This is a genomic window from Streptacidiphilus pinicola, assembly GCF_003258295.1.
Lineage (GTDB): Bacteria > Actinomycetota > Actinomycetes > Streptomycetales > Streptomycetaceae > Streptacidiphilus > Streptacidiphilus pinicola.
In genome coordinates this window covers 1-12,299 of the sequence record NZ_QKYN01000062.1, presented here as the reverse complement: position 1 = coordinate 12,299, position 12,299 = coordinate 1, and the positions used below count along the sequence as shown (strand labels likewise).

The window sequence follows — 12,299 nt, the reverse complement described above, 5'->3', positions numbered from 1 at the left end:
ACGTTCGACCTTAGGGCTTTGCTCCCGCGGGGAGTGGCAGGTGCAACTGGCTACGTTGCCTCAAGAATCCGGGCGATGCCTGCCTGGGCGAGGGACTCCTCGTGGCGGTAGCCGAGCTTGGGAGCGAGCTCCAGGGCCTCGCGGTGCAGGGCCAGGGCCTGGTCGGGGAGGCCGGCAAGGCGGCAGGTCTCGGCGTAGGAGTTCAGGAAGTGGATCTTCCAGTGCTCCTCGAAGAGCTCCTCCAGCAGCGCGAAGGCCGCCTCGTGGCTGGCCAGCGCCTCCTCGTACCGGCCCATGCGGCGCAGCGCGACGCCGAGACAGTTCAGGCCCCAGGCCTCGTTGTGGCGGTGGCCGTCCTCACGGGCCAGCGCCAGCGCCTCGCGCAGGTGCTCGGTGGCCTGCTCCGGCTGCTCGTCCGCGATCGCCACGCCGAGCGTGATCCGGGCCGTCAGAGCCGGGGGACCCGCCGGATCCGCCTGCGGCGCGGCGGCCAGCGCCTCGCGGGCGAGGCGCGCCGCCTCCTCGTGGTGGCCCAGCTGCAGCATCGCCCAGGCCTCGTACGCGGTCGCGTGGGCCGCGCCGCTCGGACAGCCGGCGTCCGCGTAGAGGCGGCCGGCCTCGCGGAAGAGTTCCAGGGGTTCCTCGACCTGTCCCTCGTCCCAGCCGAGGAACGCGCGGCGCATCGTCAGCTCGGCCCGCGACCAGACGTCGCCGGCCGCGGCGACCAGCGACTCCGCCGTCTCGTACTGCGCGGCCGCGTCCGCCATCCGGCCGGCGTTGTAGCGGGCGAAGCCGAGGTCGCTGTGGGCCTCGGCGAGCTGCAGCGGGTCGCCGAGGCGCTCGGCGGCGGCCAGCGAGCGCTCGAAGAGGAAGTTCAGGTGCGTCGTGCCGCAGCGCCGGGCGAAGAAGGCCCGCATGAAGCGGGGCAGCTCGCAGGCGTGGACGTCGGCGCCGGTGGCGACCGCGGTCTCGAAGACGGCGATCAGGTTCTCGTACTCGGTGGCGTACCACGCGAACGCGGCCGTCTTGTCGGCGAAGCGCGGCAGCTCGGCCGGCGGCAGGCCCGCGGTGACGGCGCGAACGCGGGCCTGGAACGGCATGGCCGCGTCCGCGGCGGCGGCCGCGTGCACGTAGTAGTCGAGCAGCCGGCCCAGCGCCCGCTCCCGTTCCGCCGGGGTGTCCTGCTGCTCGCAGGCGCGGCGCGCGTGCTGGTGGACCAGGTCGTGCATCCGGTAGCGGCCCGCCTGCGGCTGCTGCACCAGGTGCGCGTCGAGCAGGTCCTCCAGCATCGCGCGGGCGCTGCGCGGCGTGACCTCGGCCAGCGCCGCGGCCAGGTGCTCGTCGAAGGAGGAGCCCGGCAGCAGGCCCAGCAGGCGGAAGAAGCGGCCGGTCGCGCGGTCCAGCTGGCGGACCGACATCGCGAAGGCCGTGTCGAACTCGGTCACGCCCTCGGCCATCCGCTCGACCAGGATGCCGACCGTCCAGCCCGGCCGGTGCCGCAGGCGCGCCCCGGCCAGCCGCAGGGCCAGCGGCAGCCGCCCGCACAGCCGCAGCACCTCGGCCGCCGCCTCGGGCTCCCGGGCCAGCCGGCCCTCCGTGCCGGCGGGCTCGTGGGCCTCGGGCGACTGGCCGGGCTCCCCACTGGCGCGGGCCAGCAGCTGGGCGCTCTCCTCGGTGGTGAGCACGTCGAGTGAGACCGGCGGTACCTCGTCGAGCTCGACCAACCGGTTGCGACTCGTGATCAGGACGACGGACGGGCCCGCGCCCGGCAGCAGCGGGCGCACATGCTCGGCGTCGGCGACGTTGTCGAGCACCACGACGGCCCGTCGTCGGGCCAGCTCCGCGCGCCAGCAGGCGGCCAGTTGCTCCACGCCCTCGCGCGGGACCCGCTCGGAGGGCACGTCGAGCGCGGTGAGCAGCGAGCGCAGCGCGGGATCCGCGTCCAGCGGGTCGCGGCCCTCGGTGAAACCGTGCAGGTCCAGGTAGAGCTGGGCGTCCGGATAGTCGGCGGCGAGCCGGTGCGCGGCGTGCACCGCGAGACAGGTCTTGCCCACCCCCGCCATGCCGTCGATCGCCACCACCCGGCTGCGCTCCACCGTGTCCAGCACGGCCGCGAGTTGGGACGCGCGCCCGGTGAAGTCGGGGACGTCGCGCGGCAGGTCGTTGCGGGGCGGGAAGTGCACCTGACGGCTCGTCCTGGGCGGCGCGGGCAGCGGGTTCGAGGCCCGCTCCCATACCGGTCGCAGTGGCCGCGGGTCCCGTTTGACGAGGCGGCAGAGCGATATCACCGCGGGCCAGGGCGGCACCGTCTGACCGCTGAGGTAGCGCGAGAGCGACGAGGAGCTCAGGCCGCTGTCCCGTGCGAGCGCCCGGACGCCGAGCCCGGACAGCTCCTGGAGCATCCGCAACCGGTCCGCCAGCTCGTCCTGCGGCTCCGGCCGCGCCGCCTGCGGCTGTACCACCACTGTTCCCCCGCCCTTCTGTCCCGCCCCCACGGAGATTTCTCCGGCCGAACCGGCCCTGCTCAGGGCTGTTCCGGCTGTCCCACAGTGTCCCACCGCCGTCGTCGCGGCGTGCCGGAACGGCTGTCATGGAGTCACGCCCCGAGGGAACGGGGCGGAACCGGAAAAACGACCAAGGAGCTCACCGCGATGCAGTCCCGTATGCAGAACCCCGCCGTTGTCCTCTCCGACGCCATGCAGCCGATCCAGCAGATCGCCAAGGTCGCGCACTCCTCCGGGGTGGACCAGCAGACCCTGGAGCTGGTGCACCTGCGGGTCAGCCAGATCAACGGCTGCAGCGCCTGCGTGGACGGCGGGGCGAAGATGGCCCGCAAGGCCGGGGTGTCCGACGAGCGACTGGCCACGGTCGCCGCCTGGCGCGAGACCCCGTACTTCACTGCCCCCGAGCGCGCAGCGCTCGCCCTGGCCGAGGCCGCGACCCGGCTGGCCGACCGCGCCGACGCCGTCAACGACGAGGTGTGGGACGCCGCGGCGACCCACTTCGACGAGAAGCAGCTCGCCGGCCTCGTCCTGATGATCGGCGTCACCAACCTGTTCAACCGCCTCAACGCGACCACCCGTCAGATCGCCGGCGCCTGGGGCTGAGCCGCGCCCCCACCCCCACCACTTCAGAAGGGATCTCGCGTGAAGCTCAGCAGCATCTCCGGCCTGACCTGCCCGGTGGCCGACCTCGACCGGACCGTGGCCTTCTACCAGGACCTGGGGTTCCGGATCGGCAAGCAGGACGCCACGCAGGCGACGTGCTACGTCAACTGGTTCTGGATCACCTTCACCGCGGCGGACGGCCCCGTCCAGGCGCCCACCGGCCCGGTCGTCCACGTCAAGGTGGAGAACCTCGACGAGGCCTATCAGGAGCTGGTCGCCGCCGGACACAAGCCCGAGAGCGAACCGACCAAGCGGTCCGGCGGGGGCACCGAGTTCTCCCTGCACGATCCCGACGGCTACGAGTTGGTCCTGTTCTTCAAGAAGTGATCGAGCGTCAGGATGAACGATGAGACCCGGATCGCCGATCTGGTGGCGCGGGCGGCGGGCTGAGCCCCCGCCCCGGGCTACGCCGCCGCCTTGGTCGCGGGCAGGACCGCGATCGAGGCGAAGGCGCAGGCCGCCGCGACAGCGAAGGCGGTGGGAAAGCCCGAGGCGCTGATCAGGGCGCCGACGGCCGGCGGGCACAGGGACGCCGTCAGGTTCTGTCCGGTGTTCTGCACGGCGAGGGCGCGGCCCGCCCACCCAGGGCCCGCCAGTTCGGCGACGGAGGTGAAGGACAGCCCGTTCGTGCTGGCCGCCAGCCCGCACAGGACGATCAGCAGGACCACGCCGACGGCGCTGTCGCCCGCCAGCGCCAGCCCCGCCCCCAGGACACCGACCGCGACCGCCAGCCACCGCATCGGCCTCAGCCGGCTGCCGACCGCGTCCGACCAGCGCCCCGCGCCGATCCTGCAGACCGCGGCCAGGCCCTGGCCGCAGGCCATCAACTGCCCCGCGGCCACCGCGGACCAGTGGCGCACGTCCGTCAGATAGACCAGCCCGAAGGCGCCGATGGTGAACTGCGGCCAGACCATCAGCGCGCTCGCACCGTGGATCCGCCACAGAGTCGCACCGCGGTAGGGGCTGCCCGGCTTCTCGGCTGCCGCCGCCTTGGGCGCCGCCCGCGGCGGATCGACGACGAGAAGCGCGGTCAGCACTGCCATCACGCCGGACAGCACCGCGACGAACAGCACCGCCCCGCGCGGGCCGTGCGCGGCGGCGATCGGCGGGATCGCCACGGCCGCGACCAGCATCCCCAGCGGGGTCGAGGTCTGCCGCACCCCCATCGCCAGCCCGCGCTGCTCCGGCGGGAACCAGCCCAGCACGACCCGCCCGCTCGCCGCGGATACACTCGCCCCGGCCGCGCCCGCCACCGCGAACAGCGCCCCCAGCAGGACCAACCCGTGCACGGTCAGCGCGACGGCCAACGCGGCTGTCGCCGCCCCGAGCCCCGCCGCCAGCACCCAGCGCTCCCCATACCGGTCGGTCGCCGCGCCCCACGCGTACAGCGCCACCAACAGCCCCACCGTCGGACACGCCACCAACAGCCCGGCCTGCGCCAGCGTCAGCCCCTCCGCCCCGCGCAACGACGGGATCAGGTACGGCATCCCGTACAGGAACGCGCACGCCGCCGTCTGCGCGGCGGTCCCGAGCCCGAGCATCACCCAACGCCGGTGCGGGGCAGCCGGTCTGACGGCAACAGGGAGGGGGGACGCGTGGGCCTCACGCTGACTGGAGGACATGCCAGCATGATGGCTCAGTATTCATATGGTGGGACAGTTTGTTTTGTTATATGAGACGCTGCCGCGAGTCAGGGTTCCCCCAGCGCGTCCTGAGCCACCTGGGCCAGGTCTCCCTCGCTCGGAAGGAGGCGACGGACCTGGGGCGGCAGCCCGGTGTAGGTGCTGGATGCCAGGGGACGGTTGTTGGCGCTGAGCGCGTACTCGACCACGGCCTCGTTACGGCCGGCGCTCAGCAGGATGCCGATGGTCGAGTCGTCCCGCTCGTCGTCGCGGACCAGGTCGTCGACGACGGCGACGTAGAAGCCGAGTTTCCCGACGTGTTCCGGGCGAGCGTCCGTGGTCTTGAGCTCGAAGACCACGTAGCGGTGCAGGCGGGCGTGGTAGAAGAGCAGGTCGATCCGGAACGTCTCGCCTCCGACGACGACGGGGTACTGACGTCCCATAAAGGCGAAGCCCACCCCGAGCTCGGTGAGGAACGTGACCAGCCGGGCGACGAGGGCGTCCTCCAGGTCGCGCTCCTTGGCGTCGCCGTCCAGCTCGAGGAAATCGAGGTGGTAGGGGTCTTTGACCAACTCGCGCACCGCGTCGGAGCCCTCGGGCAGGGTTCGGTCGAAGTTCGTGAGGGCGGCACCCTTGGTGGCATGCAGTCGGCTCGCGATCCAGTGCTGGAGCACCCCGCGTGACCAGCCGTGCTGGACGGCTTCCGCAGCGTAGAAGTCCAGTTCGGCCCGGGTCTTCAGCTTGTCCAACAGGACGGTGATGTGGCCCCAGGGCAATTGTCCAACAGGTTGTTGGACAATTGGCTCCGTCCAGGTGCGGGACATCTTCAGCAGGTACTGAAGATTGGCCCGGCCGAGCCCACGCATGGTGGGGAAGGCCTGAACGGGGAGCGGGAGCTCGTTATCGGTCATGAGCCCGATGCTTCTCAAGGCCCCGTTGAGGCCGCGTTGACGAAACGGTACTGCTCACGCCATTTGATGAATCTCGCTTGACCTGGGAATACGGCCTACAGAGCCGTCGGCAGGTCCGGGGGAGGGGTCGGGGCGCCGGGGAGCCTCATCGTGGCGAGGGTGCCGGGGTTGGCGTTGGAGAGGGAGACCTCGCCGCCGCAGTCCTGGACGGTCTGGGAGACGATCGCAAGCCCGAGGCCGGAGCCCGGCATCTGGCGGGCGGAGGGCGAGCGCCAGAAGCGCTCGAAGACGTGGGGGAGGTCCTCCTCGGGGATGCCCGGGCCGTGGTCGCGGACGGTGAGGGTGCCGAAGTGCAGTCCGAGGTCGATGGTGCCGCCGGCGGGGGAGAACTTCACCGCGTTGTCGAGCAGGTTGATGACGGCCCGTTCGAGCGCGTGCGCGTCCGCGCGGACGTACCAGGGGTCGATCGCGACGGTGAACTCCAGCCCCGGCCCCCGCAGCCGCGCGCGGTCCAGCGCGCGGGCGGCGATGTCGTGCAGCGCCACGACCTCCAACGGCTTGGCGCCGTTGCGGCGCGTGGGCCGCGACAGCTCCAGCAGGTCACCGATCAACGTCGACAACTCGCCCATCTGCGCCTTCATGTTCCGCAGCAGCTTGGCGTGCGTCTCGGGCGGCAGCGGCCGCCCGGTGTCGTCGCTCCGGACCAGCAGGTCCACGTTCGTGCGCAGGGAGGTCAGCGGCGTCCGAAGCTCGTGCCCGGCATCGGCGATCAGCTGCGACTGCCGCTCCCGCGAGGACGCGAGCGCGGTGGACATCGAGTTGAAGGAGGACGAAAGTCGCGCGATCTCGTCCTCGCCCTCGCCCACGTCGATGGTGGTTCCCACCTCTTCCGTGCGGGCGATGTGCTCGACGGCGGCGGTGAGTTTGTCGACCGGCCGTAGACCCGTGCGGGCGACGTACCAGGCCGCTATCAACGCACCCGCGATGACGAGCAGAGCGAGTGCCAGGAGAATCAGGGCGAGCTTGGCCAGCGCGCGCTCCATCGGCTGCAGGGGCTGCGCGAACGAAACGGCCAGGTTGACAGTCTCCGAGCCGTTGGTGACCGGTCCAATGCTGACCGTGTAGATGCGGATGGGCGTCCCGTCGTATGTGCGGCCGTCGTGAATCGTTGAAGCCGCGGCAGGGGACCGTGTGCCGGAGGCGGCGGTGGAGAGGTCGTCGGGGGTCGGCCTGACCGACTTGGCGCCCGCCCCGCACACGGGGCCGGAGGACGAGATGAGGGTGGTGACCGCCTGCGACTGGTCAAATGGCCGCTCGGCAGATCCCCGGCACCATTGGACGATCTTGTCTCCGAGGTCCTGCCCAGGGGTGGTCCCCGACCAGGACTGCTTCAGGGTGTCGTTCACCTGTGTGCTCATCTGCTCCCGCGCCGCGAACCACGCCAGCGCGCAGCAGAGGATCACCGCCACCGAGACGACCGCAGCCGTCAGCGTCGCCAGCCGGCCCCGGAGGGTCAGCCGGCGCCAGCGGCCGGTCATGACGCACGCAGCGCGTAACCCACACCGCGGACGGTGTGCACGAGACGGGGGAGGCCGGCGGCTTCGGTCTTGCGGCGGAGGTACATGACGTAGACGTCGAGGGAGTTGCTGGAGGGCTCGAAGTCGAAGCCCCAGACCGCCTTGAGGATCTGTTCCCGCGTCAGGACCTGGCGCGGGTGGGCCATGAACATCTCCAGCAGCATGTACTCCGTGCGGGTCAGCTCCACCGGCTTGCCGGCACGGGTGACCTCGCGGGTGGTGGTGTTCATGGTGAGGTCGTCGAAGGTCAGGACCTCGTCCGCGTCCGCCGCAGGGCCCGCCGCGGTGGAGAGCGCGGAGCGGCGCAGCAGGGCGCGGACGCGTGCCAGCAGCTCGTCGAGTTCGAAGGGCTTGGCGAGGTAGTCGTCCGCGCCGACGTCGAGGCCGGTGACGCGGTCGCCGACCGCGTCGCGCGCGGTGAGCATGAGCACCGGGACGGTGTCGCCGCGGCTGCGGAGCCTGCGGACGGCCGTGAGGCCGTCCATCCGCGGCATCATGATGTCGAGCAGGACCAGGTCGGGCTGTTCCGCCGCCACCGCGTCCAGCGCTTCGAGGCCGTCCGAGGCGGTCAGCACCTCGTAGCCCTCGAAGGCCAGACTGCTCTCCAGCGCGTCCCGCAGCGCGGGCTCGTCGTCCACGACCAGGACCCGGGCCGGCGCGTCGGACTCGGTGGCTGTCATCCCCGTTGCTCCTTGAACTCTCTAACCCATGGTGTGAGGCAATTGTCCGCCACGAAGCGGCCAGAACCGCGTCAGCTCGTGATGTTCTGACCGGACTGCAGCTGCGGCAGCACCGCCTTGGCGGCGTTGATCGGGATCGAGAAGCCCAGGCCGACGCTGCCGGCCTGCGAGGAGCCGGAGCCGGAGGAACTGCTGTCGGAGTACATCGACGCGTTGATGCCGATGACCTGGCCGGAGGCGTTCAGCAGCGGGCCGCCGCTGTTGCCGGGGTTGAGCGAGGCGTCGGTCTGGATCGCGTTGTAGGACGCGGTCTGCGAGGAGTTGCCCTGGTAGGAGCGGTTGGAGTCGCCCTGCCAGAACGGGAGGCCGAAGCCGCCGTTGCCCTGCACGGTGCTGGGGCTGACGTCGACCTTGACCGGGCGGTTCAGCGCGCTGACGATGCCCGAGGTGACCGTGCCGGTGAGGCCGTCCGGGTTGCCGATGGCCACGACCTGGTCGCCGACGGCCACCTGGCCGGAGTCGCCGAGCGAGACCGTGGGCAGGCCGCTGACGCCCTGAGCCTTGATCACCGCGACGTCGAGGGACGCGTCGGTGCCGACGATGCTGCCGGTCGCGGTCTTGCCGTTGCTGAAGGAGATCTTGATGGTGCCGCCGTTGCCGTTCGCGGCGTCGGAGATCACGTGGTAGTTGGTCAGGATCTGGCCGGTGGAGGTCAGCACCATGCCGGTGCCGAGCTCCTCGCTGCTGCCGTTGTCGACGGTGATCTGGACGACAGCCGGCGAGACGGCCTTGGCGATCGCGGAGACGTTGCTGGTGCTGCCGGACTTGTCGCCGGTCACCACCGCGCTGGTGGCGTAGGAGGCGGAGTTGCTGGTCTTCTCGCTGATCAGGCCACCCGCGACGCCACCCGCCAGGGCGGAGAGCACGGCGACGGCGGCGACCAGCGCCACCGGGCGCTTCATCCGGCGCTTGGCCTGCGGCTCACCCTGTGGCTCGGGCTGCTGCGGCGGCGGCCAGGCGGCACCCGCCGAGTCGGCCGGGGGCTGGAACGGCGGCTGGCCGGAACCGGAGGAGCCGGCCTGCGGCTGCTCGGCGCTGAAGTAGTAGCCCTGCGGCTGCGACTGCGGCGCCTGGTAGCCCTGCTGCGCGGCGGCGGTGGACGGGTGGACCGTGCCCTCGAGGGGCTGGGTCTCGTGGGCCGTCGGCTGGTAGCCGGGCAGCGGCGGCACGGACGAGGAGTACGGGTCGTCTGCGTGGTTCCGGGGCGTCTCGCTCATGAGTCATACGGTCGACCCCGGACATGAGAGGTCCCTGAGAGCACCGTCAGAAGCGAGGCAGAACCCCGGAGCACCCGCAGACTCCCGGCCTCAGCAGCCGCAGCTGCGACGGACCACGAGCCGGGAGGGGAACTTGCGGATCCGCGGGGTGTCGGAGCCCGGCACCGCCAGCGAGTCGTCCAGCACCAGGTCGACGGCGGCCTTGGCCATCGAGTCCCGGTCCGAGGCGATCGTGGTCAGCGGCGGGTCGCAGAACGCCGCCTCCTGGATGTCGTCGAAGCCGATCACCGCGAGGTCCCGGCCGATCGTGACGCCGGCCTCGCGGGCCGCGCGCAGCACGCCTATCGCCTGGTCGTCCGTGGAGCAGAACAGCGCCGTCGGGCGCTCGTCCGCCGGGGCCCGGAGCAGGTCGAGGGCGACCTGGTAGGCGCCGTAGCGGTCGAAGGGCGCGTCGATGAGGCGGCCTTCGGTGGTGATGCCGGCGGCGTCCATGGCCTGGCGCCAGCCCTCGATGTGGTCGACGACCGGGTCGCCGGGCGCGGGCGCGTTGACCGGGCCGCCGAAGCAGGCCACGTACGCGTGCCCGTGGTGGTGCAGCAGGTGCTCAACGGCGAGGCGCGAGCCGCCGATGTCGTCGGTGACCACCGCGATGTCGTCGGAGTTGTCCGGGCGGCGGTGCAGCAGCACCACGCGGGCGTCGCTGTGCGCGGCGAACTCCTCCTCGGCCCGCTGCGAGGGGCCTTCGGAGATCAGGATCAGCCCGGAGACGCGCATGCCGAGGAAGGCCCGCACGTAGTGGATCTCCCGGTCTCCGGTGTAGTCGGAGTTACCGATCAGTACGATCTTGCCGCGTTCCGATGCGGCACGTTCGACCGCATGGGCGAGTTCGGCGAAGAACGGCTGGCGGGCGTCGGGTACCACCATGCCGATCAGGTTGGTCCGCCGACTGGCCATCGCCTGGGCGACGCTGTTGGGGCGGTAGCCGAGCTCGGCTATGGCTGCGAGAACGCGCTCACGCGTCGCCGGAGCGACGGGACGCGGTCCGTTGTTGATGACGTAGCTGACGACCGCGGTCGAGGTCCCCGCCAGTCGGGCCACATCGTCGCGGGTCACCTTGGGCATGAGGCGGATTCTACTTGCAGGACGGCATGTCCGGGCCAGGGGGCGTTCGCTGCCTCATCGGCTCCCTCGGCTCACGAACGGTCTGTGACGTGGCTGTGGGCGCGGGCGTGCGCCCGGCGGCGCGCCTCGCGCCCCGCCTGGCGTCCGTGTCTCAGACCTCGAGCTCCACCTCGGCGTCCGCCCCGGCCTCCGCGTCCTGCGGCTGCCCGGAGCGCGCGGCGCCCTTCTCGGACTTGTCCGGGACGACGAAGCGGTAGCCGACGTTGCGCACCGTGCCGATCAGCTGCTCGTGCTCGGGGCCGAGCTTGGCGCGCAGGCGCCGGACGTGGACGTCCACCGTCCGGGTGCCACCGAAGTAGTCGTAGCCCCAGACCTCCTGCAGCAGCTGTGCCCGCGTGAAGACGCGGCCCGGGTGCTGCGCGAGGTACTTGATGAGCTCGAACTCCTTGAACGTGAGATCCAGCACCCGGCCCTTGAGCTTGGCACTGTAGGTGGCCTCGTCGACCGAGAGATCGCCGTTGCGGATCTCCATCGGGCTCTCGTCGGCGACGACGGACTGGCGGCCGATCGCGAGGCGCAGCCGCGCCTCCACCTCGGCCGGACCGGCCGTGTCCAGCAGCACGTCGTCCACGCCCCAGTCGGCCGTGACGGCGGCGAGGCCGCCCTCGGTGACCACGAGCAGCACGGGTGCGCCGGGCCCCGTCGAGCGGAGCAGCTGGCACAGTCCGCGGATGTGTGGCAGGTCACGGCGGCCGTCGACGAGGATCACGTCGGCGCTCGGGGTGTCGACGAGGGCGGAGCCCTCGGCCGGCGCCACCCGGACGTTGTGCAGCAGCAGGCCGAGCGCAGGCAGTACCTCCGCAGACGGCTGGAGGGCGTTGGTCAGCAGCAGCAGCGAACTCATACCCGGTTAGTCCCCTTTCCGGGTGGGCCGGTGACACTTCTCGGTACCCCGGCAGCGCACGTCGTCGGGCGCAGCCGGTAACGTCCGAGCTCTCGCACGAACGTCCGTATCTCGCGTTCACAAAGCACAAAAGGATCCGGGGGCGACACTGCCCGGATCCCTCTTGACTAGGAGAATAGCCCACATGGACGCCCCAGCGAAGAGTGCTGTCCGTCTCATGGACACCTCGCGTTTTTGGCGCTCTCCTGCCGAGGCGAGGTTGCTCACGGCCGACGGCGTCACCCTGCACGCCGAGTATCTGCCCCCGGCGCGGGGCGCGTCCTCGGATGCGGCGTCCGAGGTCGCCGTCGTCCTGGCGCACGGATTCACCGGGGCGGTGGAACGCCCCGCCGTACGGCGCGCGGCACGGGTCTTCGCGCGGTACGGCGGCGTGGTCACCTTCTCGTTCCGGGGCCACGGACGCTCCGGCGGCCTCTCCACGGTCGGCGACCGGGAGGTGCTCGACCTCGACGCCGCAGTCGCCTGGGCCCGGTCGCTCGGCTTCGCCCGCGTGGTCACGGTCGGATTCTCCATGGGCGGCGCGGTCGTCGTCCGGCACGCCGCGCTGTGCGGCGGGGTCGCCGCGGCCGCGGCGGTGAGCGCGCCGGCCCGCTGGTACTACCAGGGCACGGTGCCGATGCGGCGCCTGCACTGGGTCGTGATGCGCCCCCTCGGACGGGTGGTGGGCCGAGTCGGACTCAAGACCCGGATCGACCCGAACGAGTGGACCGAGATCCCGCTGCCGCCGGTCGCGGCGGCCGCGCAGATCACCGTCCCGCTGCTGGTCGTCCACGGGGACGCCGACCCGTACTTCCCGCTCGACCACCCGCGCTCGCTGGCCGAGGCGGCGGCTGCCGCGTCCCCGAGGCCGGAGCTGTGGATCGAGCCCGGCTTCGGCCACGCCGAGAACGCGGCGACGGAATCCCTGCTCGAACGGGTCGCGACGTGGGTCACGGCCCCGGTTTCGGCCCGCTGACCTGCCCCTGACCTGCCGGGCGTG

Annotated in this window: 11 protein-coding genes; 3 read left to right on the top strand and 8 right to left on the bottom strand. The window is 71.8% G+C overall.

Annotated elements, in window-relative coordinates; all coding sequences use genetic code 11:
• Window positions 1–50: 50 nt before the first annotated feature.
• A complete protein-coding gene (locus tag DN069_RS16160; RefSeq protein ID WP_243639304.1) occupies window positions 51–2,462 on the bottom strand; it encodes an ATP-binding protein in 2,412 nt (803 codons plus the stop codon).
• Window positions 2,463–2,651: 189 nt separating this feature from the next.
• Here DN069_RS16160 and DN069_RS16155 point away from each other — a divergent pair, with 189 nt between their 5' ends.
• Together DN069_RS16155 and DN069_RS16150 are read left to right on the top strand one after the other, a co-directional pair.
• A complete protein-coding gene (locus tag DN069_RS16155) occupies window positions 2,652–3,107 on the top strand; it encodes a carboxymuconolactone decarboxylase family protein (protein ID WP_111501698.1) in 456 nt (151 codons plus the stop codon).
• Between the two features lie 39 nt (window positions 3,108–3,146).
• Window positions 3,147–3,494, top strand: a complete 348-nt coding sequence (locus tag DN069_RS16150) for a VOC family protein (protein WP_111501697.1) — start codon at window positions 3,147–3,149, stop codon at window positions 3,492–3,494.
• 77 nt (window positions 3,495–3,571) lie between these two features.
• Here the strand turns inward: DN069_RS16150 and DN069_RS16145 are convergent, their stop codons facing one another.
• The 7 genes from DN069_RS16145 to DN069_RS16115 all read right to left on the bottom strand — a co-directional run bounded on the left by DN069_RS16145 (window position 3,572) and on the right by DN069_RS16115 (window position 11,260).
• Window positions 3,572–4,789, bottom strand: coding sequence for an MFS transporter (locus DN069_RS16145; protein WP_207892170.1), 1,218 nt, complete (start codon window positions 4,787–4,789; stop codon window positions 3,572–3,574).
• A 68-nt stretch (window positions 4,790–4,857) separates the two neighbouring features.
• Entirely contained in the window at window positions 4,858–5,700 is an 843-nt protein-coding gene (locus DN069_RS16140; protein ID WP_111501695.1) for a PDDEXK nuclease domain-containing protein, read from the bottom strand.
• A 95-nt stretch (window positions 5,701–5,795) separates the two neighbouring features.
• Window positions 5,796–7,238, bottom strand: a complete 1,443-nt coding sequence (locus DN069_RS16135) for a sensor histidine kinase (protein WP_111501694.1) — start codon at window positions 7,236–7,238, stop codon at window positions 5,796–5,798.
• Window positions 7,235–7,957 (bottom strand): response regulator transcription factor, encoded by a 723-nt coding sequence (locus tag DN069_RS16130; RefSeq protein WP_111501693.1) that lies wholly within the window; start codon window positions 7,955–7,957, stop codon window positions 7,235–7,237. Before DN069_RS16130 ends, DN069_RS16135 begins: the two co-directional genes overlap by 4 nt.
• Window positions 7,958–8,028: 71 nt before the next feature.
• Window positions 8,029–9,234 (bottom strand): S1C family serine protease, encoded by a 1,206-nt coding sequence (locus tag DN069_RS16125; RefSeq protein WP_111501692.1) that lies wholly within the window; start codon window positions 9,232–9,234, stop codon window positions 8,029–8,031.
• A 90-nt stretch (window positions 9,235–9,324) separates the two neighbouring features.
• Window positions 9,325–10,356 carry a LacI family DNA-binding transcriptional regulator gene (locus DN069_RS16120; protein WP_111501691.1) on the bottom strand — a complete coding sequence of 344 codons (1,032 nt, stop codon included), beginning with the start codon at window positions 10,354–10,356 and terminating at the stop codon, window positions 9,325–9,327.
• Window positions 10,357–10,507: 151 nt separating this feature from the next.
• Window positions 10,508–11,260, bottom strand: a complete 753-nt coding sequence (locus DN069_RS16115) for a response regulator transcription factor (RefSeq protein ID WP_111501690.1) — start codon at window positions 11,258–11,260, stop codon at window positions 10,508–10,510.
• Window positions 11,261–11,444: 184 nt separating this feature from the next.
• On the opposite strand from DN069_RS16115, the gene DN069_RS16110 reads away from it, so the two are divergent.
• Window positions 11,445–12,275: an alpha/beta hydrolase gene (locus DN069_RS16110; protein ID WP_111501689.1), complete on the top strand. Its 831-nt coding sequence runs from the start codon at window positions 11,445–11,447 to the stop codon at window positions 12,273–12,275.
• Window positions 12,276–12,299: the final 24 nt, after the last annotated feature.

Excerpts from the sequence above, each read along its gene's own strand:
- DN069_RS16140 (WP_111501695.1), bottom strand. The coding sequence starts at position 5,700 with ATGACCGATAACGAGCTCCCGCTCCCCGTTCAGGCCTTCCCCACCATG.
- DN069_RS16110 (WP_111501689.1), top strand. The coding sequence starts at position 11,445 with ATGGACGCCCCAGCGAAGAGTGCTGTCCGTCTCATGGACACCTCGCGT.
- DN069_RS16120 (WP_111501691.1), bottom strand. The coding sequence starts at position 10,356 with ATGCCCAAGGTGACCCGCGACGATGTGGCCCGACTGGCGGGGACCTCG.
- DN069_RS16155 (WP_111501698.1), top strand. The coding sequence starts at position 2,652 with ATGCAGTCCCGTATGCAGAACCCCGCCGTTGTCCTCTCCGACGCCATG.
- DN069_RS16115 (WP_111501690.1), bottom strand. The coding sequence starts at position 11,260 with ATGAGTTCGCTGCTGCTGCTGACCAACGCCCTCCAGCCGTCTGCGGAG.
- DN069_RS16135 (WP_111501694.1), bottom strand. The coding sequence starts at position 7,238 with ATGACCGGCCGCTGGCGCCGGCTGACCCTCCGGGGCCGGCTGGCGACG.
- DN069_RS16130 (WP_111501693.1), bottom strand. The coding sequence starts at position 7,957 with ATGACAGCCACCGAGTCCGACGCGCCGGCCCGGGTCCTGGTCGTGGAC.
- DN069_RS16125 (WP_111501692.1), bottom strand. The coding sequence starts at position 9,234 with ATGAGCGAGACGCCCCGGAACCACGCAGACGACCCGTACTCCTCGTCC.
- DN069_RS16145 (WP_207892170.1), bottom strand. The coding sequence starts at position 4,789 with ATGTCCTCCAGTCAGCGTGAGGCCCACGCGTCCCCCCTCCCTGTTGCC.